Here is a 24,299-nt window from a genome sequence, read left to right as displayed (position 1 = left end):
CTATGGTGAATCGCGGCGCGCTTGTCCAGAATGAAAGGAGACACAATCGAGGGGATCCAGCATGAATATTGCGCCGTTCGCCGTCGAAATCCCGCAATCTGCCATCGACGACCTTTATAAGCGAATCGACATGGCGCGTTGGCCCGAGAAGGAAACAGTCGACGATTGGTCTCAGGGGACGCCGTTGGCGGCGCTGCAGGATCTGGTCGCCTACTGGCGCAACGGATATGATTGGTACCGCTGCCAGGCACTGCTCAACGGTTGGGGAATGTTCGAAACCGAGATCGACGGCCTCGCGATCAGGTTTGTCCACGCGCGATCACCCCATGCGCAGGCGAGGCCGCTGGTGCTGACCCATGGTTGGCCGGGCTCTATCCTCGAATTCCGGCGCTGTATCGAGCCACTGACAAATCCCCTGATGCACGGAGGTTCTGCCGACGACGCCTTTCATCTCGTGATCCCGTGCCTGCCGGGCTACGGCTTTTCGGGAAAGCCAATGGTGGCAGGATGGAGCGTCCAGAAGATCGCGCAGGCGTGGGGCGTTCTCATGAAGCGCCTTGGGTACGACCAATGGCTGGCGCAGGGTGGCGACTGGGGGGCTGCCGTCACGACGGCGATCGGCGCGCTTGAAGTGGAAGGCTGCGCAGGTATCCATCTCAACATGCCGATTGCCGGCCCGCTGCCCGAAGACCTAGTTTCTCCGGACGAAGCAGAAGCGAAGGCTCTGGCCAGTCGCAAGCACTACCAGGACTGGGATTCGGGGTATTCGAAGCAGCAGGCGACAAGGCCCCAAAGCGTCGGTTACGGGCTGGTCGATTCGCCCGTCGGCCTGGCTGGGTGGATCTACGAGAAGATGTGGGCGTGGACGGACAACCAGGGGCGGCCGGAGGACGCGCTGAGCCGCGACGACATGCTCGACAACCTGATGATGTATTGGCTGCCAGCGACAGGTGCTTCGTCGGCCCGGCTTTACTGGGAGAGCTTTGGCAGCTTCGCACCGGTACAGATCAACATTCCCGTCGCGGCAAGCGCCTTTCCGAAAGAGATCATCCCCGCACCGCGCAAGTGGTTCGAGCGAACCTGCCCGCGGCTTGTGCATTGGGGCAACATGGAAAAGGGCGGACACTTCGCCGCGTGGGAGCAGCCCGAAGCATTCGTAAACGAGCTTCGGACTGCATTTTCCCTGATGCGTTGAAGGATTACTTCTTCTCGAACGCGATCGTTATGTTCAATGGCACCTCATCGGACACGAACGGCAGGCCGTACTTCACGTTGAAGTCCGAGCGCTTGATCATGGCCTTGCCATGGAAACCAACGGTTGCCGCCTTGGTGAAGGGATTGGTGCCAGCGCCGGAAAACACCGCGTTGACGGTTACCGGCTTGGTCACGCCGTTGAGCGTGAGATCGCCCGTGATGGCGGCCGAAACGCCGTCGGTGCCTGGTGCCACGCTGGTCGATACAAAGGTTGCATCGGCGGGAGCCGCGCCGAAAAAGTCGGCGGCCTTGCCTTCTGCACCCGGCTTGAGGAGATGCGCTGTAAGGCCTGCGTTGGCGGTGATGACCTTGCTGACCGGAATCTTCACCGACACCTTTGCTGCGGCCGGATTTGCAGGATCGAGCGTCAAAGTGCCTGACACATCGCCGAACAGACCGAAGTAATCGTTGAACCCGAAATGGTTGACCTGCCAGCCGACGAGGGAATGGGCGGGATCAGCGGTGTAGGTCCCTGCAGTCACGCGCGACTTGTCGGCCTTGCCGGGCACTTCGGGCATCTGTGCGACCATTGGCGCTGCCGCTGCGATCAGCGCCAGAGGCAAGGCAACCTTGAGCGTACGGGGAAGTTTGACGAGCTTGGTCACGTGGGATCTCCTGGGAGTAGAGGAAACACGTGGATGCCAAACGGGAACAACCGGCACAAGCTTTTGTCAGCCGCAGCGGATCGCCATGATGGTCTGCTGGCGATCAATGATGAGATTGAGCCGATCGGGCCGGTAATCAGGCGTCACCGGTACGCCGGCGTGGACGAGGCGGATGCGGTCATGCATTACGGCGCGCGTCAGTTGTGACCGTACGGCGGGACCATATCTCTGACCCAGAAAGCGATCAGTCAGGCGCCTCTTGCAATTATCCTGCCCGCCGGGCGAAGCGGAGGTCGCAGGCGTCTTGGGCGCGCGGCTCATCGCCACGATCGATTGTGCCTGCGCACAGACTGCCCCGGCAACTGCGAGCATTGCTCCTGCGCATATGATGACCCGCGTCCGCATTCCGAAAACCTGTGATATATATCACACCAAATTGGAGTGATACGCAGTTCGCGGGGCGCGTCCATGACATTCGTCGACCGATTTCATCGGTCCGCCGGAAGGCATTGAGAAGCTGGGTAAAAAAGAGGGGGCGGAAAAATCCGCCCCCGAGCAAAAATAACGAAAGTTAGTAAATTCAATCAGTTCTTGGACTGATCGACCAGCTTGTTTGCGCCGATCCAAGGCATCATGGCACGCAGCTTGGCACCCGTTTCCTCGATCTGGTGGCGCTTGGCGAGACCGCGGGCAGCCTTCAGTTCCGGTTGGCCAGCACGGTTGTCGAGCACGAAGTTCTTCACGAAGCGGCCCGACTGGATGTCTTCCAGAACGCGCTTCATCTCCTTCTTGGTCTCGGCGGTGATGATGCGCGGACCGGTGGTGATGTCGCCATATTCGGCGGTGTTCGAGATCGAGTAGCGCATGTTGGCAATGCCGCCTTCATACATCAGGTCGACGATCAGCTTCAGTTCGTGAAGGCACTCGAAGTAGGCCATCTCCGGAGCATAGCCAGCTTCGACCAGCGTTTCGAAACCGGCCTGGACAAGGTGCGTTGCACCGCCGCACAGAACGGCCTGCTCGCCGAACAGATCGGTTTCGCACTCTTCGCGGAAGTTGGTTTCGATGATGCCCGAGCGGCCACCACCGACGCCCGAAGCGTAGGCGAGGGCGACGTCATGCGCATTGCCGGTAACGTTCTGATGGACGGCGATGAGGCAGGGCACGCCACCGCCACGCTGGTATTCGCTGCGCACGGTGTGGCCCGGACCCTTCGGCGCGATCATGATCACGTCGATGTCAGAGCGCGCCTCGATCAGGCCGAAGTGGATGTTGAGGCCGTGTGCAAAGGCGAGCGCGGCGCCCGGCTTCATGTTGGCGTGCAGGTCGTCAGCGTAGATTGCAGCCTGATGCTCGTCGGGCGCAAGAATCATGAGAACGTCGGCCCAAGCCGCAGCCTCGGCGTTCGGGAGGACCTTGAAGCCGGCAGCTTCGGCCTTCTTCGCGCTGGCGGAACCCGGACGCAGCGCAATCGCTACTTCCTTCACGCCCGAATCACGAAGATTCTGCGCATGGGCGTGGCCCTGCGAGCCATAGCCAAGAATGGCGACCTTCTTGTCGGTGATGAGGTTCAGATCGCAGTCTGCGTCGTAATAGACCTTCATGTCGTTCCCAATCTTTGATGAATTCGTGAAAGGATGAGCGGTGAATATCAGGCGGCGGTTGCGCCGCGGATCATGCCGACGATGCCGGTGCGGCCCACTTCGACGAGGCCGAGCTCCTTCATCAGCGCGACGAAACTGTCGATCTTGTCCGGTGCGCCGGTAAGCTCGAAAATGAAGCTCGACGTCGTCGTATCGACCACCTTGGCGCGGAAGACATCGGCAAGGCGCAGCGCCTCGACGCGGTTTTCGCCCTTGCCGGAGACCTTGATTAGCGCCAGCTCGCGTTCGACGAACGGGCCGACTTCGGTGAGGTCGGTGACCTTGTGCACCGGCACCAGCCGTTCGAGCTGCGCGCGAATCTGGTCGATCACCGGCGGGGGCCCGTGCGTCACGATAGTGATTCGGCTGAGGTCATGGCCATCGGTGATGTCAGCCACGGTCAGGCTGTCGATGTTGTAGCCGCGCGCGGTGAACAGGCCGGCGATCTTGGCGAGAATGCCCGCTTCGTTGTCAACCGTGATGGTAAGGACGTGGCGCTCCTGCGCCTCCTGAGCGATGTGCATCATTGTCTCGATATCCCTCAGACCAGCGCCTTGGCTTCGTCGTCCATCGTGCCGGCAACTTCGTCCCCGTAGAGGATCATGTCGGTGTGCGCAGCCCCTGACGGGATCATGGGGAAGCAATTGGCTTCCTTGGCGACGAGGCAATCTACGAAGACTGGCCCGTCATGGTCGATCATCGCCTGGATGCCTGCGTCCAGTTCGCTCTCGTCGGTGATGCGGATGCCCTTCCAGCCGTAGGCTTCAGCCAAGCGTACGAAATCGGGCAGGCTATCCGAATACGAGTTCGAATAGCGGCTCTCGTAGGTCAGCTCCTGCCACTGGCGGACCATGCCCATCCATTCGTTGTTGAGCACGAAGATCTTGACCGGCAGTCGATACTGCGTGGCGGTGCCCAGTTCCTGGATGTTCATCTGGATCGAGGCATCGCCTGCGATGTCGATGACCAGCGTGTCGGGGAAGCCGGCCTGCGCGCCGATCGCGGCGGGAAGGCCATAGCCCATCGTGCCAAGGCCGCCCGAGGTCAGCCACTTGTTGGGCTTCATGAAGTGGAAGTACTGCGCCGCCCACATCTGGTGCTGGCCGACCTCGGTCGAGATGATCGGCTCGAGATGCTTGGTCAGCTCGTACAGCCGCTCGACCGCGTACTGCGGCATGATCGCCTTGGACTTGCGCGGATAGGCGAGGCTCTTCTTGCCGCGCCAGCCTTCGATGCGGGCGTACCACCCGGACAGGTCCTGCGCCTTGTAGCCGCGTGAATGCCATGCGTCGACCAATTGGCCGAGAACCTTGCCGCAATCGCCGATGACCGGCAGATCGACCGCAACGGTCTTGTTGATAGAGGCGCGATCGATGTCGATGTGGATCTTCTTCGAATTGGGCGCGAAAGCATCAAGGCGTCCGGTCACGCGATCATCGAAACGGGCACCGACGCAGACGATCAGATCGGCCTGGTTCATCGTCAGGTTGGCTTCGTATGTGCCGTGCATGCCCAGCATGCCGAGCCAGGCCGGGTGATCGGCCGGGAACGCGCCCAGACCCATCAAGGTCGAAGTGACGGGGGCGCCGGTCAGCGACTGTAGCTCGCGCAGCAGGCGCGTGGCTTCAGGGCCTGAATTGATCACCCCGCCGCCCGTGTAAAAAACCGGAGCCTTGGCCCTGGCGATCATCTCAATGGCTTCGGCGATCTCGCTTGGGCCACCTTCAGTCTGCGGGGCGTAGCGATTGCGCTGCTGCGGAGCGGCATTGCTCCACGGGGCTGATGCGATCTGGACGTCCTTCGGAATGTCGATCACGACCGGGCCGGGGCGGCCTTCGGTGGCGATGCGAAAGGCCTCGTCAATCGTCGCGGCGAGTTGCGAGGGGTCCTTCACCAGATAGTTGTGCTTGGTGCAGTGGCGCGTGATCCCGACCGTGTCGGCCTCCTGGAACGCATCGGAGCCGATCAGGCCGGTGGGCACCTGGCCGGTGATCACGACCATCGGAATCGAATCCATGAACGCATCGGCAATGCCGGTAACGGCATTGGTTGCGCCAGGGCCTGACGTGACGAGCACGACGCCGGGCTTGCCCGTGGCGCGCGCATAGCCTTCGGCCGCATGTGCGGCGCCGGCTTCGTGGCGGACGAGAATGTGGCGGATGCGTTCATCGCCGAACAGCGCATCGTAGATCGGCAGTACCGCGCCGCCAGGATAGCCGAACACGAATTCGACGCCCTTGGCGACAAGGCTTTCGACCAGGATCTCGGCGCCGCTGCGCTCGCTTGTCACGTTACTTCATCCTTCTTCGCGTGGTCGGGCCGTTACTCCCGATGCCCCGTCGGAAAAACAAAAAACCACCAACAATTTCGGCCCGGCTGCAGCATGGCTGCGCCGGGCCGTCTCTCCCTTCCGGGTGCTTGATCGACATGCGAGATGGATCAGGCAATTGACGGCCTGCTACTTGACATAAAATATGGTGTCAAGCGGCTAAATGCGCAATAAACTTGCTGCGTAGTCGAAGTCAATGGAATTTTCGAACTCTAGGCGAGGCCAATGGGCGGGATTCTGGTTTCGCAGCCACGTATATTGGCGTTTCGCGTAGTTGCGGGTGGCCTGCTGGCCTGCGGCAAGAGCTTCGTCGCGGGAAAGCTCGCCTCGTAGATATCCTGCGATTTCGGGCACGCCGATCGCGCGCATGACGGGGAGCGAATCAGCGAGGCCGCGTGCAAGTAGGGCTTCCACTTCGGCAACGGCGCCGCGTTCCCACATCAGCGCAAAGCGCAGGTCGCAGCGCTCGTACAACCAACGTCGCTCTGGCAGGAGGATCAGCGGCGAGAGCGCAATGTCTTGCGCGATACCGCCGGTGATCTGGCGGTGCCAGTGGTGCATCGGCAATCCGGTCGAGCGCACGACTTCTAGTGCACGGCTTATTCTCTGGGAATCGGCAGGGCCCAGTTGGCTTGCCCTTTCGGGGTCCTCGGCCTGCAACGCGGCGTAAGCATCGCTTACCGATAGGGCGCGGACCTCGCTGCGCACTCCGGGATCAATCGGTGGGACTGGTGAAATACCTTCCAGGAGGGTCTGCAAATAAAGACCCGTTCCGCCTACCAGTATCGGCAACGCGCCCGAACGATGGGCCGCGGCGATGCGCTCCTTGGCAGCCTCTGCCCAGTCGGCTGCCGAGCAGGGATCGGCCCCGTCCCAGGCGCCGAACAATTCATGCCGCACGCCGAGCATTTCTTCAGGGGAAGGGCGCGCGCTCAGCACACGCAGATCGGCATAGACTTGTGCGCTGTCGGCATTGATCACGACCGCATCGGCGCCGCGTGCGATCGTGTCGAGCGCCAGCTTCACGGCGAGATCGCTCTTGCCGCTGGCCGTCGGCCCTGCGATTAGCGCGACGCGCGGCTTGCCCGCAGCGTTCTCAAGAAGGGATTGTCCATTGATCATCGCGCGCCTGATAGCAGACCCGGAGACGCTTGGTGACAATCTCTCGCTTGCGATGGAAATGATCGAGGCGCGCGATTGGGAAGTGGCTGGTGCCGGCATGCTCGACTTCTGCGAGGACGTGCTCGAACTTGAAGTCGTCGAAGGAGATCCTTCAAGCATTCGCACGATTCTCGACCAGTGTTTTCCCGACAGCGACCTGCTTGTGTCCGACGGTCTGATCGAAGTGCCGAATCTCTTCGTGTCTGACATGGATTCGACGATGATCGGGCAGGAATGCATCGACGAACTTGCCGATTTTGCTGGCCTGAAAGACCGCATCGCCGCGATCACCGAGCGCGCCATGCAGGGCGAGCTCGATTTCGAGAGCGCATTGCGCGAACGTGTCGGTCTGCTCAAGGACTTGCCGGAAACAGCCATCTCGCAATGCCTTGATGAACGTATCCGCCCTATGCCCGGTGCCCGAACGCTGGTTTCGACGCTGAAGTCGCGCGGTTGCCACACGGTGCTGGTCACCGGCGGATTCCATTCCTTCGCCGATCCGGTGGCCGCGCTGCTCGGCTTCGATCGCGTCGTCGGCAATCGCTTGGGGCTGCACGACGGCTTGCTGACCGGTGGCCTTGTGGGCGGCATCGTCGACAGTTTGGTCAAGAAGAAGGTGCTGCTTGAAGAAAGCGAGCGACTCGGCAGCGAAGTGTTCAGCCTCGCCACTGGCGACGGAGCAAACGACATTCCGATGATCGAGGCAGCAACCTACGGCATCGCCTACTGCGCCAAGCCCAAGGCGCGCTCTGCCGCAAACGGCTGGATCGACCGGGGCGATTTGACATCCATCCTTTCGCTGCTCGGCATTGCAAGGTCAGACTGGGTCCTCGTCTGATCAGGCGAATGCGCGCGCGCCGCGGCGACGGCGGGCAAGCATACGCAACAGCAGGGCGGTGAGGGCCAGCATAGTCATTGTGAGCCCGATTGCCCTAGTTTCCGGCGCCGGAATGCGCTTGGCATAGGCCAACGCAAAAATCAGCCAGATTACGTGGATTCCCGCCGAGTGCAGCCTCTTCCAATTGCGGCCCAAGGCGCGCATCGCGGCACTGCTTGAAGTCAGTGCCATGGCGAGGATGAAGACGTAGGCCGTGCCTCCCGGGATAAGTGAGGCAGGCGTGCGCGGTTCGGGATCCAGGCTGAGGGCCATGATCAGCGCAACGAGATGAACCGTATGGCTTGCGGCAAAGCCAAGGCCCCACCACCGCCGATCACGGGCGATCGCGCGGCTCCACGGGGCAGGTTGCAGACGGACCAGCGAAGAGGCGAGATAGGTCAGGAGAAAGATGGGAAAGCTTGCGCGCGCAGTCCAGCGCGCGGCCAGATGCCAGCCTTGCTGGTCAGTGGTCCCGGCCGCCAATCCGGATCCCAATGCCATCAACGAAAGCGCCATCCCCAGCGCCATCGGCCACTTGCGTGACATGTTTGCTCTCCCCCTGCCTGTGAGGAACCTGCATGGTGCAGTTGCTATTGGCAAGCTAAGGCACGAGCCTCGCGATTGACGATCTATTTACACCTCTGTTAGTATCCCGCGGAAAATATCGGGAGAATCGACGTGAACGCCATGACAGGTGCGTTGAGTGCCGACTTGCCCATTTACGACGAGCGTCGGCCTGAAATGAGGATGCAGCCGCTCAAAGCGTGGCACCACTTTCAGAACTTGCTGAAGGACAAGGAGAACACAGAAGAGGTTTTCCATATTTTCGAGGCCTTGCCGTGGCGCAACCTACGCGGGCGGGCTGAGGCTTTCCTGCGCAGCGAGCGCGGGCAGGCTCTTCGTGCAACCGAGCCTTATCTGCCGGCAATATTGGACGATCATGCCGCGCTGCGCCAGATGCCGAAAGGATCGCTTGCGCATGCCTATTGCGATTTCATGGAAAGCGAAGGGCTGACGGCGCAAGGACTGGTCGACGAATTTGACCGCTTCGCAGCCAAGCGTGAACGGTTCGAAGACCAGTTTCTCTGGTATCTGAACCGCATGCGCGACGTGCATGACATGCTTCACGTGCTGACGGGATACGGCCGTGATGCACTGGGCGAGGCCTGCGTACTGGCGTTCACCTACAGCCAGCAGCCGAGTCCGGCTCACCTGTTCATCGGCTACATGGCCGGCATGAACATCAACCGGCAGACCAAGCGCAGTGCACCGGTGCTGCGCGCCGTCCGCGAGGGTCAGAAGCTGGGCAAGGCTTGCCCGCGCCTGTGCGAGCAGGCCATCACCGAATTGCTGCCATTGCCGATCGAGGAAGTGCGCGCTTGGCTGAACATCACGCCGGCATCGCGTTACAAGGAGGCACACACCATCTGGCGCGCCCGAGGCATCGATCCATACGACCTGCTCGGCAAGAGCGCCGACAAGCTCGCCGCCTGACGCCTGACCGGAGCTGGTCGGCACGCTGCCCGTAACAGGCTGCGCGCCGGCCAGAATCTCAGGCTTCCATCCAGTCCCGGAAGAATGCCTCGTTTGCCTCGCGCAGGACGGTCAGTTCGACGCCTGCGACCTGTGACCCACCGACTGTGCCAAGCCGTGTTGCGCCTTCCAGCACTTCGTCCGCCCTGGTCGTGACCACATAGCGCGACTGGTCTTCGCCAAAGGCCGCAGCCGTAGTCAGCGAAGCATCCAGCGCGCAGCCCTTGCCACCGGCCAGAGCCATTTCGGTCAGTGCCACGAGCAGGCCGCCATCGGAAATGTCGTGAACGGCTGTCAGCTTGCCGGCGGCAATCCATTCGCGCACTTGCTCGCCGTTCTTGCGTTCAACGGCCAGATCGACCGACGGCGCATCGCCGTCTTCACGGCCATGGATTTCGCGCAGGTAAAGCGACTGGCCAAGGTGCGACCCTTCGCCGCCGACCAGCCAGATCACCTCGCCTTCGTTCTTGAACGCGACTGTTGTCATCACTTCGTGATCGAGCATGAGCCCGACGCCACCGATGGCGGGCGTGGGCAGGATGGCCGAGCCACCGCCAGTTGCCTTCGATTCGTTGTAGAGCGAGACGTTGCCCGAAACGATGGGGTAATCGAGTGCACGGCACGCATCGCCCATGCCGTTCAGCGCCTGAACGATCTGCGCCATGATCTCGGGGCGTTGCGGGTTTGCGAAGTTGAGGCAGTTGGTGATTGCCAGCGGACGCGCACCAACGGCGCAGATGTTGCGCCACGTTTCAGCAACAGCCTGCTTCCCGCCCTCATAAGGATCAGCATAGCAATAGCGCGGCGTGCAGTCGGTGCTGATGGCCAACGCCTTCTTCGAGCCATGGATTCGCACCACCGCAGCATCGCCGCCCGACTTCTGCAGCGTGTCGGCTCCGACCTGCGAATCGTACTGCTCGAAGATCCAGCGGCGGTTGGCGAGGTCTGCGCAACCGATCAGCTTGACGAGGTCCGCGCCAAGGTCGGCGCTCTCCGGTACCGAACCCAGCGGCGCAACATTCGCCCACTTCTTGTAGTCCGTCAGCGAAAGAGCAGGGCGGTCATAGAGAGGGGCGTCTTCGGCGAGTGGCCCAAGCGGAATGTCGCAAACCGTCTCGCCCTGGAACTTCAGAACCATGTGGCCTGTGTCGGTCACTTCGCCGATCACGGCAAAGTCCAGCTCCCACTTGCGGAAGATTGCTTCGGCCATGGCTTCCTTGCCGGGCTTGAGCACCATGAGCATGCGCTCCTGGCTTTCCGAAAGCATCATCTCATAGGGCGTCATGCCCTCTTCACGGCACGGCACCTTGTCCATGTCGAGTATGATGCCGGCCTTGCCGTTGGTTGCCATCTCGACCGAGGAGGAGGTGAGGCCGGCAGCACCCATGTCCTGAATGGCGACGATCGCATCGGTCGCCATCAGTTCGAGGCAGGCCTCGATCAGCAGCTTTTCGGTGAAGGGATCGCCCACCTGCACGGTGGGGCGCTTCTCGTCGGATTTCTCGTCGAAGTCGGCCGAGGCCATGGTCGCGCCATGGATGCCATCGCGCCCGGTCTTGGAGCCGACGTATACGATCGGATTGCCGAGGCCGGTGGCAGCCGAATAGAAGATCTTGTCCGTGTCGGCCACACCAACGGTCATCGCGTTGACGAGGATGTTGCCATCGTAGGCCTTGTGGAAGTTCGTCTCGCCACCCACCGTCGGTACGCCGACGCAGTTGCCATAGCCGCCGATGCCCGCGACGACGCCCTGCACGAGGTGCTTCATCTTCGGATGATCGGGACGGCCGAAACGCAGCGCATTCATGTTCGCCACGGGACGCGCGCCCATCGTGAACACGTCGCGCAGGATGCCGCCAACGCCCGTCGCCGCGCCCTGGTATGGTTCGATGTACGAAGGGTGGTTGTGGCTCTCCATCTTGAAGATGGCGGCCTGTCCGTCGCCGATGTCGATCACGCCGGCGTTCTCACCGGGGCCGCAGATTACCCAAGGCGCAGAGGTCGGCAACTTCTTGAGGTGGATGCGGCTCGACTTGTAGGAGCAATGTTCCGACCACATGACCGAGAAAATGCCGAGCTCGACTAGGTTCGGCTCGCGCCCGAGCGCGTTCAGGACGCGCTGGTATTCTTCCTCGGACAGCCCGTGGGCGGCGACGACATCTGGCGTGATTGCGGACATGGCGCGCGCCTTAGCGATGTGGCGCGCATCAGGCTAGTCCTGACGGGCGAATTTGCCAGTCACCCGAATTTCATGGCGGCCCACGTAGCGGCAGTGGCGGCCACGGTCGTTGCGAATGTGCCCCAGATCACGTCGATCACCGTCACATGGACTGGCCAGCGTGCCAGCACTGCCTGGCTGGTGAGATCATAGGTCATGTAGCACATCGCACCCAGAATCGCGGCGTTCAGGGCTGCTGCGCCAAGTCCTTGCGAGAGACCGGGGCGCACCGCAAACCACATCATACCGCCGAGGTAGAGCACATAGAACACGACAGCAGGCGCCGCCCTGAACTGCGGTGCCAGCAGATCACCGAGCGCTGGACGATAAAGCTTCGATCCGGCCCACCCCAACCATGCAGCATCCATCGCGCCGAACACCACGGCGGCTGCGACATAGGCGATCACGTACTGCATGGCCTTTGGGTCCCCGGCTTGTTGCGGATCGAAGCTTGACCGCGCCCCATGGCCCCGTCAATGCTGCCCCTATGGGAACCGGACCTGATATCGCATCAAGCATCACTGCCCTCAGCTTCGAAGAGGCGCTGAAGGAACTCGAAGCCGTCGTGAGGCGGCTGGAAAGCGGTGAGGCACCGCTCGATGAATCCATCGATCTTTATGCCAAGGGCGATGCCCTGCGCGCCCACTGCCAGGCGCGCCTCGATTCAGCGCAGGCGCGGATCGAAGCGATTGTGGCTGACCGCGACGGCAAGCCGCAGGGCTTGCGCCCGTTCGACGAAACTCACGGCTGAACGGAGCTCTGACCATGGCCGATACCGGTCTGCTGACGCCTGCGCTAAAGGCCATCGCCGAAGATATCGACAAGAGTTTCGACCTGCTTTTGCCAGTTCCGGGTGACGCACGAGACCGGCTTGTCGAGGCGATGCGCTACGCCACGATCGGTGGCGGCAAGCGGGTCCGCCCGCTGCTGGTATGCGCCACATCCTCGCTGTTTGGCGTATCACGTGAAGCTGCCATTCGCGTCGGGACAGCGATAGAGGCCATCCACGTCTATTCGCTGATCCACGACGATTTGCCATGCATGGACAATGACGCGCTGCGTCATGGCAAGCCGACTGTCCATCTCGCGTTCGACGATGCCGCAGCGGTTCTTGCGGGAGACGCGCTTCACGATTTTGCCTTCGAGGTCCTGTCCGATCCCGCAACCACTGGCGATCCTTTCACGCGCATCGAATTGATCCGTACGCTGGCGACGGCCAGTGGCATGAACGGCATGTGCGGCGGCCAGATGATGGATATAGTCGCCGAGACCTCGAGCTTCGATCTGCCCACGGTCACTCGACTGCAGCAACTGAAGACTGGCGCGCTGCTGTCTGCCTCGGTGGAAATGGGTGCGATTCTCGGCAGGGTTCCGCCTGAAGGCCGGACGCATCTTCGCGGATATGCCCGTGACATCGGTCTTGCTTTCCAGATTGCCGACGATCTTCTTGATGCCGAGGGTGATGAGGCTGCGGCCGGCAAGGCGCTGCGCAAGGACGAGGCGCAAGGCAAGGAAACGTTCCTCTCGCTGCTCGGCGCGGATCGTGCCCGCGAGCAGGCGCGTATTCTGGTGGACCAGGCGATCGAATTCCTGGCGAGCTACGGGTCCGAGGCCGACCTCCTGCGCGAATTGGCGCGCTTCATTGTCGAGAGGAACCACTGATGGCGGAGCGCATCGGCGTCTATCCGGGCACGTTCGATCCGATCACGCTCGGCCACCTCGATATTATCCGGCGTGGGGCCAAGCTGGTCGACAAGCTGATCATCGGCGTGACGACGAACCCCTCCAAGGACCCGATGTTCACGACCGATGAGCGCATGGCGATGGTCAGTCGTGAAGTGGCGGAACAGGGCATCGACAACGTCGAGGTGGTGGGCTTCAACGCCCTGCTGATGAAGTTTGCGCGTGCGCAAGGCGCGTCGGTTATCGTGCGCGGGCTGCGCGCCGTTGCAGACTTCGAATATGAATACCAGATGGCAGGCATGAACCAGCAACTCGATGACGAGATCGAGACGGTGTTCCTGATGGCTGATGTCAGCCTGCAACCGATCGCCTCCAAGCTGGTCAAGGAGATCGCGTTGTTCGGCGGCGACATATCCGGTTTCGTGACAAGCGCGATTCGAGACGAGGTGGTTGCCCGTGTCGAAGAGAAGGGCCGTCTCGGCGATTACTGAGGCGTCTTCTTTCCAGACACCAGGTGGCAATCGTTCATTGCAGCGACAGCGCGAGAAGCCTATCGGCGCTGCAGACTATCCGGAGTTCGACTGTTCCATGGTTTTGCGCTTATTCTCCGCACTCGCGCTTGGCGCTGCCCTGATCGTTACGCCCGCTGTCGCGCAGGAAAAGAACGCGCAGCCGGCAGAAGAAGCTCCCAAGGCACTGACTTACGCCGTAAATGCCGATCAGACGGTCGATCGTGAGAATATTCTCTTCCTCGACCTGTCGAACGGTGGCCGCGTCGCGATCAGGCTGATGCCGGAGTGGGCGCCGACCCATGTCGAGCGCATCAAGACCCTGGCGCGCCAGGGGTTCTACAATGGCGTCATCTTTCACCGCGTGATCGATGGCTTCATGGCGCAGACGGGCGATCCCACGGGGACCGGCCAGGGCGGATCACAACTCCCTGATCTCAATGCCGAATTCAATGCGATCCCGCACGTGCGCGGTACGGTATCAATGGCGCGCACCAACGAACCGAACACTGCAAACAGCCAGTTCTTCATCGTTTTCTATCCGCGTTTCGCGCTCGATCACAAATATACGAACTTCGGTCGCGTGATCGCGGGCATGGATTTCGTCGATGCGATTGTCCGTGGCGAGCCGCCGCAAAACCCGACGAAGATCGTGCAGGCTTCCATAGCGTCCGACAACAAGCCGGCTCCGGCGATGCAGGCACCTGCCGCGCCCACCGCGATCACCGCCGATATGCTCAGCAATTCCCGATCGAACTAACGCCTCTCGAATCGCGGCCACTTACCCGCTAAAGGGCCGCGATGCGCGTAGACCTATTCGATTTCGAACTGCCATCTGAAAACATCGCCCTGCGCCCGGCGCGACCTCGTGATTCCGCGCGCCTCCTCGGCGTTCCTCGCGAGGGAGCGTTTCGCGACCTTTCGGTGCTTGACCTGCCGTCGTTGCTCAACCCCGGCGATGTGCTGGTCTTCAACGATACGCGCGTGATCCCCGCACAACTCGAAGGCAGGCGCGGCGATGCGCGGATAGGGGCAACGCTGCACAAGCGCATCGACTTGCGCCGCTGGCAGGCGTTCGTCCGTAACGGCAAGCGCTTGCGCGAGGGTGACGAGATACGTTTCGGCGCTGGCGTGACGGCTCTGGCCGAAGGGCGCTTCGCGGATGGTAGCTGGACGCTGTTCTTTCCCGGTGACGAACCCGTGGAGGTTCTGCTCGAGCGGGCAGGGCAGATGCCCTTGCCACCCTACATCGCCGGAAAGCGACCGACCGACGAGCAGGACCGCCAAGATTACCAGACAATGTTTGCCGCCAAGGATGGTGCCGTTGCCGCGCCAACGGCATCATTGCATTTCACGCCCCGCCTGATGGAGGCTGTTGCCGAGCGCGGAATTCGTACCGAAACGCTGACGCTGCACGTTGGGGCCGGAACGTTCCTTCCGGTCAAGGCCGACGACACGCAAGATCATCAGATGCATGCCGAATGGGGCACGATCGACGCTGCAACCGCCGATCGGCTCAATGCCGCCCGTGCGAATGGAAATCGCGTGGTCGCAGTTGGCACCACCTCCCTGCGCCTCCTCGAAAGCGCGACCGGCGAAGATAACATTATCCGGCCATTCGAAGGCGACACGGCAATCTTCATCACGCCAGGCTATCGGTTTCGCGCCATCGACGGACTGATGACCAACTTCCATCTGCCCAAGTCGACGCTGTTCATGCTTGTTTCGGCATTGATGGGGCTGGAGCGGATGCAGGCCGCCTATGCGCATGCCATTGCCCAAGGCTATCGCTTCTATTCGTATGGCGATTCCAGCCTGTTGCTGCCGGACTGACGCTGCCTCAGGCGAACCAGCCCCAGATGAGCCGGACGGTAAGGCCGATGCTCACAACGACCAGCAGCGGCCGGATCACCCTGGCGCCGAACTTCGTGGCGTAATGTGAGCCGATCCACGCGCCTGTCATGGCACCGGCGCCCATGCAAAGGCCCAGCGCCCACATTGCCTGGCCGCCAGTAGTGAAGACAATGACGCTGGCGATATTGCTGGTGACGTTGAGATACTTGGTGAGGCCTGTCGCGCGGGTAAGGCCTAGCCCGCGCAGGCCGACGAGAGTCGTGGCGAAGAATTGGCCCGCGCCCGGGCCGAAGAAACCATCATAGAACGCAACGCCTGCTCCGACCGGCATATAGCCTTTTTCGGTCAGGTGCCCCTTCTTGTCGTCGTCGGTCATTGTCGGGGATAGCACGGTATACAGCGCGACAGCGATAAGCAGCACGGGCACGACGATCTTGAGAATGTCGGCGCTGAGATGCTGGATCGCCAATGACCCGCAAAGCGCTCCGGCAAACACGATTGCCGCAGTCGGGGCGCTCTTGCGAAAGCTGAAAAGACCGGCGCGATGGTAGCGCCAGGTGGCCATCGATGTGCCACACATCGACTGCACCTTGTTGGTGCCCAGCACTACATGGGGGGGCAATGGTGTGGACAGGAGGACCGGCATCATCACCAGCCCGCCACCACCGGCCACCGCATCGACAAAGCCCGAGACGACGGCAACACAGGTCAGGGCTGGATAGAACCAGAGGTCGAGCGTCACCGGGTCAAGCATTTGCGCGCCATGGCGATTGCGCCTAAGGGCCGCAACACTCTTTTTGCCGAGATTGCCGCCGATGACCCGTTTTGCCTTCGACATCCACGCCACCGACGGAAAGGCGCGCACCGGAACGATTCGCATGATGCATGGGGACATCCGCACCCCGGCGTTCATGCCTGTCGGCACGGCAGCGACCGTCAAGGCGATGAAGATGGAGGACGTGCGCGCCAGCGGGGCGGACATCATCCTCGGCAATACCTACCACCTGATGCTCCGTCCAGGTGCCGAGCGTGTGGCGCGGCTGGGCGGTCTGCACAAGTTCGGCGGTTGGGACCGCCCGATCCTCACGGATAGCGGCGGCTACCAGGTCATGAGCCTGTCGGACCTGCGGAAGATCACCGAGGAGGGCGTGACCTTCGCCAGTCACCTCGACGGTTCGCGCCACCTGCTCAGCCCGGAACGTTCGATGGAGATCCAGCGATTGCTGGGGTCCGACATCGTCATGTGCTTCGACGAATGCCCGCGCGCCGACCAGGCCCGGGATGTCATTGCCAAGTCGATGGAAATGTCGATGCGCTGGGCAAGGCGCAGCCGTGACGCATTCGATGCAGGCGGCGAACACGCCGAACGCTCGGCCCTGTTCGGCATCCAGCAGGGCGCGCTTGACGAAGCCTTGCGCAAGGCAAGTGCCGATGCCCTGACCGATATCGGTTTTGACGGCTATGCCATTGGCGGTCTTGCCGTTGGCGAGGGACAGGAGGCCATGTTTGCAACACTGGACTTTGCTCCCCAGCAATTGCCCGCCGAGCGGCCACGCTACCTAATGGGAGTCGGCAAGCCGGATGACCTTGTCGGCGCGGTTGAGAGAGGCGTGGACATGTTCGACTGTGTCCTGCCGACCCGCTCCGGACGCAACGGACAGGCGTTCACCTGGAACGGGCCGGTGAACATGCGAAATGCGCGCCATGCGGAAGATACCGGCCCGCTGGATGAGCGCTGCCCGTGCCCGACCTGCGTGAAGTACAGCCGCGCTTATCTGCACCACCTGCACAAGTCTGGCGAGATGCTGGGAGCCATGCTGCTCACCGAGCACAACCTGTGGTTCTATCAGCAATTGATGGCAGGAATGCGCGCCGCAATCTCAGAAGGTCGTTTCACGAGGTTTGCAGCGGACTTCCGTCGGGATTATTTCGCGCGCTAGACGGCCTGATCGCCGGATTTGTCACGCTGCGATGTCGTGCGATCCGTCGTGCACCATTGGGTCTTGCGTTTCTAGACGCGTATCCTTGTAGGCGTAGAATTCGCCAGTGCGCTGATCAAGAAAGCCTGCGCCAATGGAAAATGCCTGCCTCTGCGCGGTGAGCAGATCCGGGTACCATTTGCCGATGCGATGGGGGGTGACGAAGCGATAGAGGCACATGTCTTCCCAATCGTCAGGAGCGGCGCAAGTTCCCCTTCAACGCCGAAATTTGCCCCTCGAAAAAACATGTAACAACCTGTTTGCAAACGCGAAAAAGGCGGAGCTCGCGCCCCGCCTCTTCCATGTTCGCAGTGGTTCGAAAACCGATCAGCGCGAATAGAATTCGACGACCAGATTCGGTTCCATCTTCACCGGATAAGGCACCTCGTCGAGCGACGGAACGCGGGTGAAAGTGGCCTTGTCGCCTTCGGTGGCTACGTAATCGGGCACTTCACGCTCGGGCAGGGCCTGAGCTTCAGCGATGAGGGCCATTTCCTTGGCCTTCTTGCCGAGGCTGATCACGTCGCCCGGGCGAACGCGACGCGAAGCGATGTTGCACTTCACGCCGTTGACGTAGATGTGACCGTGCGAAACGACCTGACGGGCCGAGAAGATGGTCGGCGCGAACTTGGCGCGGTACACGACCATGTCGAGGCGCTGTTCGAGCAGGCCGATCAGGTTCTGACCGGTGTCGCCCTTCATCTTCGACGCTTCCTGGTAGGTGCGCTTGAACTGCTTTTCGGTCACGTCGCCGTAGTAGCCCTTGAGCTTCTGCTTGGCGCGGAGCTGGATGCCGAAGTCGGAAACCTTGCTCTTGCGGCGCTGGCCGTGCTGGCCTGGGCCATACGAGCGGCGGTTCACCGACGACTTGGGACGACCCCAGATGTTCTCGCCAAGACGGCGGTCAATTTTGTACTTGGATGCCTTGCGCTTGGACATGCGCTGCCTTTCAATTTGCAGTACACCGGCGAACGCGCCGATGCTTCAAGTCCCGGACACGCACCACTTTGCCAATTGCGAAGTGCGGCCACCGCTTCACCGGGAGTGCAGGGCCAATTGCGAAGGGCGGCCAAGAACAGAGATTCCGGTGTATGTCAAGGGCAGCCGCCATAGACAGGACAGGCAGCATCGAGTCTTATCGATCCTGATGCACGAGAGGCCGCCTCGTCCCGAACATGATCTCTTGCCTCGACCGATGACGGACGGGCTGGAGGCGATCGACCTGCAGATCCTGCAGTTGCTGTCGCTGCGCTTTGCATCCTCGAGCGCGGACGCTGAAAAGCATGGAACAGGCGTCGGTGTCGGTGATGAGGATCACCGAGCCGCGACCCTTTCGCGCATACGCCGCAAAGCCTTCGAGCTGGGAATTCCCGTAAGCCTTGTGACGGATTTCTGGGACCGCATGCTCGATGCAGAGCAGGCTCGGCTGGAACAGGTCCTGCGGCGCCGGGAAGGTTGAGCCTGCCGCAGCCGGCCACGCGATTACTCCGCAGCGTCTCCCGGCCGCGAGCCAGGCTTGCGACGCAGCGCGCTCAACACGCCGCGCATTGTCCGTACCTCGAGGTGGTTCCAGCCGGGCTTGGTCAGCATGGTGCGGAGCGTGCGACGGGTAGCGACTGCGCGCGCCTCGGGTTCGAAGTATCCTCTCGGCTCAAGCAGCGAACAAAGCTGATCGAACATGCCCTCGAACTCTTCCTGCGGGGCAGGGGGCAGCATGTCCTCCACTGTGGGCTGTACGAGTTCAACGTGCTTCGACCATTCGTAGGCGCACAGGATTACCGCCTGGGCCAGATTGAGCGAACCGAACTCGGGATTGATGGGAACGGTGACAATCGCCCGGGCAAGGGCCACGTCATCGGTTTCCAGGCCCGACCGTTCGGGGCCGAAGATGATCGCGCTCCGGCCCGGGGCGGTGACGATGTCCTTCGCCGCTTGCTCGGGCGTCAGCACGGGCTTGGTCACACCCCGCTTGCGCACGGTTGTTGCATAGACATGGCTGCAATCGCTCACGGACTCGGCTAGCGATGCGAAAACTTGGGCATGCTCCAGCACGCGATCGGCGCCTGCAGCGGCAGGTCCTGCGGATGGATTAGGCCAGCCATCGCGAGGGGAAACAAGTCGCATTTCGGTCAGGCCGAAGTTCAGCATGGCCCGGGCGGCCTTGCCGATGTTTTCGCCCAGCTGCGGGCGCACAAGTACGATAACCGGCTGGCGCTGTTCGGTGTCTTCCATGCTCAAGCCCGACCGCTCATTTCCTGTACGCTCGAGGCGAATTCCTCGAAGTCGCGCGCTTCGGTGAAGTCGCGATAGACGCTGGCAAAACGGATGTAGGCGACGCTATCGAGCTGGCGCAGGCCTTCCATGACCATCTCGCCAATCATTTTTGAAGGGACCTCGGCATCGCCCATCGTCTCGATCTGGCGCTGAATGCCGGAGACGAGCTGGTCGAGGCGTTCTTGCGCTACCGGGCGCTTGCGACAGGCAAGCGCGACCGACTGCTCGATCTTCGAGCGATCGAACGGCTCGCGCCGCTCGCCGCTCTTTACCACCACAACCTCGCGCAATTGCACACGCTCGAAGGTGGTGAACCGCGCTCCGCAGCCCTCGCATTGACGGCGCCGGCGGATCGAGGTGTTGTCCTCGCTCGGCCGGCTGTCCTTTACCTGGCTGTTGTCATGGGCGCAGAACGGACAACGCACGGGTCAGCGCTTGATCCGCTGCCAGAAGGCATAGCCTGCACCCACGGCGAGGCCGAGGGGGAGTGAAACAACCGGGAGGAGAGCACCTGCCACCGCCCCGATGGCCGCGCCGGTCAGGACCGGCTTGGTCGAGGGGTGGGCAAGGCCCTGCTTGGCCATGCCCGAGAGTTCGTCCTTGGCGCGGGCGGCGAGATCGTCTTGCTCGTTCATAAGTTCACAGCTCCGGATAGATCGGGAACTGCGCGCAAAGCTCCGCGACACGATCGCGCACGCGCTGTTCGACCTGACCATCGCCTTCATCGCCATTGCGCGCAAGACCATCGACCACTTCCACGATCAGCTTGCCGATGGTGCGGAACTCTTCCTCGCGGAAACCGCGCGTGGTGCCTGCCGGCGTTCCGAGTCGGATGCCCGAAGTGACGAACGGCGAACGCTTGTCGAACGGCACGCCATTCTTGTTGCAGGTCAGCCAGGCGCGGTCGAGGCCCTTTTCAGCAGCCTTGCCCGTCACATCCTTGGCGGTGAGGTCAACCAGCATGAGATGGTTGTCGGTACCGCCCGAAACGATGCCTAGACCTGCATCCTTGATGCTTTCTGCCAGTGCCTTGGCATTGGCGACGATCTGGTGGGCATAGGCCTTGAACTCGGGGCGCAGCGCCTCGCCAAATGCAACGGCCTTGCCGGCAATCACGTGGACCAGCGGGCCGCCCTGGAGGCCGGGAAACACGGCAGTGTTGAACTTCTTGGCCAGATCTTCGTCATTGGTAAGGATCACGCCCGAGCGCGGACCGCGCAGGCTCTTGTGCGTGGTGGTCGTGACGACGTGGGCATGCGGGAAGGGCGAGGGGTGCGCACCGCCTGCAACCAGCCCGGAAATGTGCGACATGTCGACCAGCAGCCATGCACCAATCTCGTCTGCGATGGCGCGGAACGCGGCCCAGTCCCAGGTGCGCGAATAGGCAGTGCCGCCGGCAATGATCAGCTTGGGCTTGTGCTCGCGGGCGAGGCGGGCAACTTCGTCCATGTCGATCTGGTGATCGTCGGGGCGCACGCCGTAAGGGATCACGTTGAACCACTTGCCGCTCATGTTCACCGGCGAGCCGTGGGTGAGGTGGCCGCCCGAGTTCAGGTCGAGGCCCATGAAGCTGTCGCCCGGCTGCAGCAGCGCGAGGAACACGGCCTGGTTCATCTGGCTGCCGGAGTTTGGCTGGACATTGGCGAAGTTGCAGCCGAACAGCTTCTTGGCGCGCTCGATCGCAAGATTCTCGACCACGTCGGCGTATTCGCAGCCGCCGTAGTAACGCTTGCCGGGATAGCCTTCAGCGTACTTGTTGGTGAAGACCGAACCCGTCGCTTCAAGCACGGCGCGGCTTGTGATGTTTTCCGATGCGATCAGTTCGATCTTGGTCTGCTGGCGGTGCAGTTCGCCCTTGATAGCAGCGAAGACTTCGGCGTCTGCAGTCTCAAGGTGTTCGGTAAAGAAGCCGGCTTTGCGGATTTCCGGCGCTGCTGTGGCGGTGGTCATCTCTGGAGGCTCCTTCAGATTGCTGGGTTGGATAGCTTTTCGACGCGGCCGGCATGGCGGCCACCACCGAACTCGGTTGAAAGAAAGGCGTCGAGGCAGGCCTTTGCCATGTCGACGCCGGTAAGGCGCGCGCCCATTGCGATCACGTTTGCATCGTTGTGCTCACGTGCGAGAGCCGCAGACAAGGGTTCGGATACGAGCGCGCACCGGCAAACTGCTTCGCGATTGACTGCGATCGAGATGCCGATGCCCGATCCGCACAACGCGACGCCGCGTTCGGCAATGCCCTCGGCGACGACCGATGCCAGCTTATAGCCATAATCGGGATAATCGACACGGTCTGCCGTTTCCGGCCCGAGATCCGCAACCTCATGGCCCTGTTCGATCAGATACTCGCGCAACTCGGCCTTGAGGTCGACGGCAGCATGATCCGAAGCGATGGCGATGCGCATGGGCGAGTTACTCGGAAAGCAGTGTGACGGGATTCGTTGGCGCGCCCATAGGCCGTTGCCACGCAACAAGCCACCGCAAATCGGCAGTTTCCATCTGCCCGATAGGGCTCATTCTACCAACTGTGATCGTCTGGGCGGTTGCGGCGATCCCAGACCCTCCTTAAAGGCGCGGCATTCTGGATGTGACGGGATGACAAGGAATGCCGCAGGAACATGTGCTCATTGCCGGAGGCGGCATCGGCGGACTTGCGCTCGCGCTGACACTGCACCAGATCGGGGTGTCCTGCACGGTCTTCGAATCCGTCCGAGAACTGAAGCCGCTGGGTGTCGGCATAAACCTGCAGCCCAATGCGGTGCGCGAGCTCGAGGATCTGGGCATCGGTGAGGCCGAGCTCGACTCCGTTGGCATCCCTGCACGCGAATGGGCCCTGGTGGGGTTGAACGGTTGCGAGATATACGCCGAGCCGCGCGGAAAGCTGGCGGGCTACAAGTGGGATCAGTACGCCGTACATCGCGGCGAATTCCATACGCTGCTCTATCGCAAGGTGGTCGAGCGGCTCGGCCCTGACGCGGTAAGGCTCGGAAGCAAGGTAACTGGCTATCGCAAGGAAAGCGATGGCACTGTCGTGGCAATTATCGAGAACCGGTCCGGCGGTATCAGCGAGGTGGCGGGGACTCTGCTTTTCGGTGCCGATGGCATCCATTCGGCAATCCGCGCGCAGATGCACCCCGATCAACCGCCGATCCACTGGGGCGGGACAATCATGTGGCGCGGCACGGCCAGGGGCATTCCCATCCGGTCAGGATCCTCCTTCGTCGGGCTCGGCACCAGCCGGCATCGCGTTGTGATCTATCCCATCTCGCACCCGGACGGCGATGGTCTGGCCGACATAAACTGGATCGCCGAGCAGACGTACGACACCGATCACGACTGGACCAAATCGGGCTGGTTCCGCCCCGTCGCATTGTCGGAATTCGCGGGCGAGTTCGCCGGCTTTGTCTACGACTGGCTGGATCTGCCCGCACTCTTGGCCAAGTCGACCGTTGCCTATGAAAATCCGATGATCGACCGTGATCCATTGCCGACCTGGGTAGATGGACCCGTCGCGCTGATCGGGGACGCTGCACACCCGATGTACCCGACCGGCTCCAACGGAGCGTCGCAGGCCATCATGGATGCCCGGCAGATCGGGCGGATCATGCTGGACCGCGGCGTCACCGCTTCGGCACTGGCGGCATTCGATTCGGAATTTTGTGAGCCAATCGGGCAGGTGGCTATGCGCAACCGCGGGGCTGGACCGTTCGGGCTGCTCAACATGGTTGATGAGCGTTGCGGCGGGCAGTTCCAGAACATCGATGACGTCATCCCTGCGCACGAGCGCAGCGCTTTCATGCTCGCCTATCAACAGGCTGCCGGGTTCGCAAAGGATCGTCTGAATGCGGCTCCTCCCACGATCCCTGCAGGCGCAATCGTCAATCGGGTGGCGGCATGACGATCGCTCTGGCGCACGTTTGCGATCTTGTCGTCGAGCTTTCCCCTCCACTTGAAATGGGCATTTCACCTGTCGGTGTGCGCAGGATCATTCCGATCGTCGGCGGGAAGGTCAGCGGTCCGCTGCTTTCCGGGCGGATCTTGCCCGTCGGAGCCGATTGGCAGACGGTTCTGAAGGGGGGCATTGCGGATCTTGATGCCCGGTACGCCATCGAGACGGGCGATGGAGCAATCGTTGAAGTTGTCAGCCAGGGGGTCCGCCATGCCTCGGAGCAAGTGCATGCCCGGATCGCCAGCGGCGAGGATGTCGCATCTTCGGAATATTACATGCGAACGGCTATTCGCCTCGAAAGTGGTCACCCCGCCTACGAATGGGTCAATCGCTCACTGTTCCTGGCCGAAGGCGGCAAGGTGGCGAACACGGTGCGATTGCAGGTCTATCGGGTCGACTGAACGGCCGCACCTCGATCAAAAATAGAAAGGGCT

At 61.8% G+C, this 24,299-nt stretch carries 29 protein-coding genes; 12 read left to right on the top strand and 17 right to left on the bottom strand.

Annotated features, from left to right (window positions below):
- Window positions 1–61 precede the first annotated feature (61 nt).
- Window positions 62–1,195, top strand: a complete 1,134-nt coding sequence (locus tag B9A23_RS16730; protein ID WP_084280170.1) for an epoxide hydrolase family protein — start codon at window positions 62–64, stop codon at window positions 1,193–1,195.
- 4 nt (window positions 1,196–1,199) lie between these two features.
- Here B9A23_RS16730 and B9A23_RS16725 read toward each other — a convergent pair whose 3' ends face one another.
- The 6 genes from B9A23_RS16725 to miaA form a co-directional block, all read right to left on the bottom strand.
- Window positions 1,200–1,859 (bottom strand): YceI family protein, encoded by a 660-nt coding sequence (locus tag B9A23_RS16725; protein WP_084280169.1) that lies wholly within the window; start codon window positions 1,857–1,859, stop codon window positions 1,200–1,202.
- 66 nt (window positions 1,860–1,925) lie between these two features.
- Window positions 1,926–2,231, bottom strand: coding sequence for an I78 family peptidase inhibitor (locus B9A23_RS16720; RefSeq protein ID WP_176218031.1), 306 nt, complete (start codon window positions 2,229–2,231; stop codon window positions 1,926–1,928).
- 212 nt (window positions 2,232–2,443) lie between these two features.
- Complete coding sequence (gene ilvC, locus B9A23_RS16715) at window positions 2,444–3,463, bottom strand: ketol-acid reductoisomerase (RefSeq protein ID WP_084280167.1); 1,020 nt, start codon at window positions 3,461–3,463, stop codon at window positions 2,444–2,446.
- Between the two features lie 47 nt (window positions 3,464–3,510).
- Window positions 3,511–4,026 carry an acetolactate synthase small subunit gene (gene ilvN / locus B9A23_RS16710; RefSeq protein ID WP_139797525.1) on the bottom strand — a complete coding sequence of 172 codons (516 nt, stop codon included), beginning with the start codon at window positions 4,024–4,026 and terminating at the stop codon, window positions 3,511–3,513.
- Between the two features lie 17 nt (window positions 4,027–4,043).
- A complete protein-coding gene (gene ilvB / locus B9A23_RS16705; RefSeq protein WP_084280165.1) occupies window positions 4,044–5,792 on the bottom strand; it encodes a biosynthetic-type acetolactate synthase large subunit in 1,749 nt (582 codons plus the stop codon).
- Between the two features lie 198 nt (window positions 5,793–5,990).
- Window positions 5,991–6,953, bottom strand: coding sequence for a tRNA (adenosine(37)-N6)-dimethylallyltransferase MiaA (gene miaA / locus B9A23_RS16700; protein ID WP_084280164.1), 963 nt, complete (start codon window positions 6,951–6,953; stop codon window positions 5,991–5,993).
- Between miaA and serB the strand changes: the two genes are divergently transcribed.
- On the top strand, window positions 6,946–7,830 hold the full coding sequence (gene serB, locus B9A23_RS16695) for a phosphoserine phosphatase SerB (protein ID WP_084280163.1): 885 nt from the start codon (window positions 6,946–6,948) through the stop codon (window positions 7,828–7,830). The two genes, miaA and serB, sit on opposite strands and share 8 nt — an antisense overlap.
- Here serB and B9A23_RS16690 read toward each other — a convergent pair whose 3' ends face one another.
- Window positions 7,831–8,415, bottom strand: a complete 585-nt coding sequence (locus tag B9A23_RS16690) for a cytochrome b family protein (protein ID WP_084280162.1) — start codon at window positions 8,413–8,415, stop codon at window positions 7,831–7,833. It lies immediately after the preceding gene.
- 201 nt (window positions 8,416–8,616) lie between these two features.
- Here B9A23_RS16690 and B9A23_RS16685 point away from each other — a divergent pair, with 201 nt between their 5' ends.
- On the top strand, window positions 8,617–9,363 hold the full coding sequence (locus tag B9A23_RS16685; protein WP_254895163.1) for a Coq4 family protein: 747 nt from the start codon (window positions 8,617–8,619) through the stop codon (window positions 9,361–9,363).
- A gap of 58 nt (window positions 9,364–9,421) precedes the next feature.
- On the opposite strand, the gene purL is transcribed toward B9A23_RS16685, so the two are convergent.
- A complete protein-coding gene (gene purL / locus B9A23_RS16680) occupies window positions 9,422–11,581 on the bottom strand; it encodes a phosphoribosylformylglycinamidine synthase subunit PurL (protein WP_084280160.1) in 2,160 nt (719 codons plus the stop codon).
- 59 nt (window positions 11,582–11,640) lie between these two features.
- Window positions 11,641–12,036, bottom strand: a complete 396-nt coding sequence (locus B9A23_RS16675) for a DUF2177 family protein (protein ID WP_084280159.1) — start codon at window positions 12,034–12,036, stop codon at window positions 11,641–11,643.
- A 71-nt stretch (window positions 12,037–12,107) separates the two neighbouring features.
- On the opposite strand from B9A23_RS16675, the gene B9A23_RS16670 reads away from it, so the two are divergent.
- The 5 genes from B9A23_RS16670 to queA all read left to right on the top strand — a co-directional run bounded on the left by B9A23_RS16670 (window position 12,108) and on the right by queA (window position 15,645).
- A complete protein-coding gene (locus B9A23_RS16670; RefSeq protein ID WP_084280158.1) occupies window positions 12,108–12,371 on the top strand; it encodes an exodeoxyribonuclease VII small subunit in 264 nt (87 codons plus the stop codon).
- Window positions 12,372–12,385: 14 nt separating this feature from the next.
- Window positions 12,386–13,282, top strand: a complete 897-nt coding sequence (locus B9A23_RS16665) for a polyprenyl synthetase family protein (protein WP_084280157.1) — start codon at window positions 12,386–12,388, stop codon at window positions 13,280–13,282.
- Window positions 13,282–13,794, top strand: a complete 513-nt coding sequence (coaD, locus tag B9A23_RS16660) for a pantetheine-phosphate adenylyltransferase (RefSeq protein ID WP_084280156.1) — start codon at window positions 13,282–13,284, stop codon at window positions 13,792–13,794. The genes B9A23_RS16665 and coaD overlap by 1 nt, the downstream gene beginning before the upstream one ends.
- A gap of 97 nt (window positions 13,795–13,891) precedes the next feature.
- The gene (locus B9A23_RS16655) at window positions 13,892–14,572 is read left to right on the top strand and encodes a peptidylprolyl isomerase (RefSeq protein ID WP_084280214.1); all 681 of its coding nucleotides are present in this window, start codon (window positions 13,892–13,894) and stop codon (window positions 14,570–14,572) included.
- A gap of 41 nt (window positions 14,573–14,613) precedes the next feature.
- On the top strand, window positions 14,614–15,645 hold the full coding sequence (queA, locus tag B9A23_RS16650; protein ID WP_084280155.1) for a tRNA preQ1(34) S-adenosylmethionine ribosyltransferase-isomerase QueA: 1,032 nt from the start codon (window positions 14,614–14,616) through the stop codon (window positions 15,643–15,645).
- A gap of 7 nt (window positions 15,646–15,652) precedes the next feature.
- On the opposite strand, the gene B9A23_RS16645 is transcribed toward queA, so the two are convergent.
- The gene (locus B9A23_RS16645) at window positions 15,653–16,420 is read right to left on the bottom strand and encodes a TSUP family transporter (protein WP_084280154.1); all 768 of its coding nucleotides are present in this window, start codon (window positions 16,418–16,420) and stop codon (window positions 15,653–15,655) included.
- Between the two features lie 61 nt (window positions 16,421–16,481).
- Between B9A23_RS16645 and tgt the strand changes: the two genes are divergently transcribed.
- A complete protein-coding gene (gene tgt / locus B9A23_RS16640) occupies window positions 16,482–17,606 on the top strand; it encodes a tRNA guanosine(34) transglycosylase Tgt (protein WP_084280153.1) in 1,125 nt (374 codons plus the stop codon).
- 21 nt (window positions 17,607–17,627) lie between these two features.
- On the opposite strand, the gene B9A23_RS16635 is transcribed toward tgt, so the two are convergent.
- A complete protein-coding gene (locus B9A23_RS16635) occupies window positions 17,628–17,825 on the bottom strand; it encodes a hypothetical protein (protein WP_084280152.1) in 198 nt (65 codons plus the stop codon).
- 147 nt (window positions 17,826–17,972) lie between these two features.
- Window positions 17,973–18,584 carry a 30S ribosomal protein S4 gene (rpsD, locus tag B9A23_RS16630; RefSeq protein ID WP_084280151.1) on the bottom strand — a complete coding sequence of 204 codons (612 nt, stop codon included), beginning with the start codon at window positions 18,582–18,584 and terminating at the stop codon, window positions 17,973–17,975.
- Window positions 18,585–18,840: 256 nt separating this feature from the next.
- Between rpsD and B9A23_RS16625 the strand changes: the two genes are divergently transcribed.
- Window positions 18,841–19,104 carry a chorismate mutase gene (locus B9A23_RS16625; protein ID WP_084280150.1) on the top strand — a complete coding sequence of 88 codons (264 nt, stop codon included), beginning with the start codon at window positions 18,841–18,843 and terminating at the stop codon, window positions 19,102–19,104.
- Between the two features lie 23 nt (window positions 19,105–19,127).
- On the opposite strand, the gene B9A23_RS16620 is transcribed toward B9A23_RS16625, so the two are convergent.
- The 5 genes from B9A23_RS16620 to rpiB are packed head-to-tail and all read right to left on the bottom strand — an operon-like array spanning window position 19,128 to window position 22,321.
- Complete coding sequence (locus B9A23_RS16620) at window positions 19,128–19,877, bottom strand: RNA methyltransferase (RefSeq protein ID WP_084280149.1); 750 nt, start codon at window positions 19,875–19,877, stop codon at window positions 19,128–19,130.
- Between the two features lie 2 nt (window positions 19,878–19,879).
- A complete protein-coding gene (gene nrdR, locus B9A23_RS16615; protein ID WP_084280148.1) occupies window positions 19,880–20,344 on the bottom strand; it encodes a transcriptional regulator NrdR in 465 nt (154 codons plus the stop codon).
- 3 nt (window positions 20,345–20,347) lie between these two features.
- Window positions 20,348–20,554 carry a hypothetical protein gene (locus B9A23_RS16610; protein ID WP_084280147.1) on the bottom strand — a complete coding sequence of 69 codons (207 nt, stop codon included), beginning with the start codon at window positions 20,552–20,554 and terminating at the stop codon, window positions 20,348–20,350.
- A gap of 4 nt (window positions 20,555–20,558) precedes the next feature.
- The gene (glyA, locus tag B9A23_RS16605) at window positions 20,559–21,869 is read right to left on the bottom strand and encodes a serine hydroxymethyltransferase (RefSeq protein WP_084280146.1); all 1,311 of its coding nucleotides are present in this window, start codon (window positions 21,867–21,869) and stop codon (window positions 20,559–20,561) included.
- A 14-nt stretch (window positions 21,870–21,883) separates the two neighbouring features.
- A complete protein-coding gene (gene rpiB, locus B9A23_RS16600) occupies window positions 21,884–22,321 on the bottom strand; it encodes a ribose 5-phosphate isomerase B (RefSeq protein ID WP_084280145.1) in 438 nt (145 codons plus the stop codon).
- A 200-nt stretch (window positions 22,322–22,521) separates the two neighbouring features.
- Between rpiB and B9A23_RS16595 the strand changes: the two genes are divergently transcribed.
- Complete coding sequence (locus B9A23_RS16595) at window positions 22,522–23,814, top strand: flavin-dependent oxidoreductase (protein ID WP_084280144.1); 1,293 nt, start codon at window positions 22,522–22,524, stop codon at window positions 23,812–23,814.
- The gene (locus tag B9A23_RS16590) at window positions 23,811–24,266 is read left to right on the top strand and encodes a DUF3237 domain-containing protein (protein WP_084280143.1); all 456 of its coding nucleotides are present in this window, start codon (window positions 23,811–23,813) and stop codon (window positions 24,264–24,266) included. The genes B9A23_RS16595 and B9A23_RS16590 overlap by 4 nt, the downstream gene beginning before the upstream one ends.
- The last annotated feature ends 33 nt before the right edge of the window (window positions 24,267–24,299 follow it).

The organism is Novosphingobium sp. B1 (assembly GCF_900176395.1).
GTDB lineage: Bacteria > Pseudomonadota > Alphaproteobacteria > Sphingomonadales > Sphingomonadaceae > Novosphingobium.
The sequence above is the reverse complement of the archived record's forward strand: the minus strand, read 5'-3'. Positions and strand labels throughout refer to the sequence as shown.

Bases quoted from the DNA above. Each gene is read 5' to 3' on its own strand.
- B9A23_RS16730 (WP_084280170.1), top strand. From the start codon at position 62: ATGAATATTGCGCCGTTCGCCGTCGAAATCCCGCAATCTGCCATCGAC.
- B9A23_RS16720 (WP_176218031.1), bottom strand. From the start codon at position 2,231: ATGCTCGCAGTTGCCGGGGCAGTCTGTGCGCAGGCACAATCGATCGTG.
- ilvC (WP_084280167.1), bottom strand. From the start codon at position 3,463: ATGAAGGTCTATTACGACGCAGACTGCGATCTGAACCTCATCACCGAC.
- ilvN (WP_139797525.1), bottom strand. From the start codon at position 4,026: ATGCACATCGCTCAGGAGGCGCAGGAGCGCCACGTCCTTACCATCACG.
- miaA (WP_084280164.1), bottom strand. From the start codon at position 6,953: ATGATCAATGGACAATCCCTTCTTGAGAACGCTGCGGGCAAGCCGCGC.
- B9A23_RS16690 (WP_084280162.1), bottom strand. From the start codon at position 8,415: ATGTCACGCAAGTGGCCGATGGCGCTGGGGATGGCGCTTTCGTTGATG.
- B9A23_RS16685 (WP_254895163.1), top strand. From the start codon at position 8,617: ATGCAGCCGCTCAAAGCGTGGCACCACTTTCAGAACTTGCTGAAGGAC.
- purL (WP_084280160.1), bottom strand. From the start codon at position 11,581: ATGTCCGCAATCACGCCAGATGTCGTCGCCGCCCACGGGCTGTCCGAG.
- B9A23_RS16675 (WP_084280159.1), bottom strand. From the start codon at position 12,036: ATGCAGTACGTGATCGCCTATGTCGCAGCCGCCGTGGTGTTCGGCGCG.
- B9A23_RS16670 (WP_084280158.1), top strand. From the start codon at position 12,108: ATGGGAACCGGACCTGATATCGCATCAAGCATCACTGCCCTCAGCTTC.
- B9A23_RS16665 (WP_084280157.1), top strand. From the start codon at position 12,386: ATGGCCGATACCGGTCTGCTGACGCCTGCGCTAAAGGCCATCGCCGAA.
- coaD (WP_084280156.1), top strand. From the start codon at position 13,282: ATGGCGGAGCGCATCGGCGTCTATCCGGGCACGTTCGATCCGATCACG.
- B9A23_RS16655 (WP_084280214.1), top strand. From the start codon at position 13,892: ATGGTTTTGCGCTTATTCTCCGCACTCGCGCTTGGCGCTGCCCTGATC.
- queA (WP_084280155.1), top strand. From the start codon at position 14,614: ATGCGCGTAGACCTATTCGATTTCGAACTGCCATCTGAAAACATCGCC.
- B9A23_RS16645 (WP_084280154.1), bottom strand. From the start codon at position 16,420: ATGCTTGACCCGGTGACGCTCGACCTCTGGTTCTATCCAGCCCTGACC.
- tgt (WP_084280153.1), top strand. From the start codon at position 16,482: ATGACCCGTTTTGCCTTCGACATCCACGCCACCGACGGAAAGGCGCGC.
- B9A23_RS16635 (WP_084280152.1), bottom strand. From the start codon at position 17,825: ATGTGCCTCTATCGCTTCGTCACCCCCCATCGCATCGGCAAATGGTAC.
- rpsD (WP_084280151.1), bottom strand. From the start codon at position 18,584: ATGTCCAAGCGCAAGGCATCCAAGTACAAAATTGACCGCCGTCTTGGC.
- B9A23_RS16625 (WP_084280150.1), top strand. From the start codon at position 18,841: ATGACGGACGGGCTGGAGGCGATCGACCTGCAGATCCTGCAGTTGCTG.
- B9A23_RS16620 (WP_084280149.1), bottom strand. From the start codon at position 19,877: ATGGAAGACACCGAACAGCGCCAGCCGGTTATCGTACTTGTGCGCCCG.
- B9A23_RS16610 (WP_084280147.1), bottom strand. From the start codon at position 20,554: ATGAACGAGCAAGACGATCTCGCCGCCCGCGCCAAGGACGAACTCTCG.
- glyA (WP_084280146.1), bottom strand. From the start codon at position 21,869: ATGACCACCGCCACAGCAGCGCCGGAAATCCGCAAAGCCGGCTTCTTT.
- rpiB (WP_084280145.1), bottom strand. From the start codon at position 22,321: ATGCGCATCGCCATCGCTTCGGATCATGCTGCCGTCGACCTCAAGGCC.
- B9A23_RS16595 (WP_084280144.1), top strand. From the start codon at position 22,522: ATGCCGCAGGAACATGTGCTCATTGCCGGAGGCGGCATCGGCGGACTT.
- B9A23_RS16590 (WP_084280143.1), top strand. From the start codon at position 23,811: ATGACGATCGCTCTGGCGCACGTTTGCGATCTTGTCGTCGAGCTTTCC.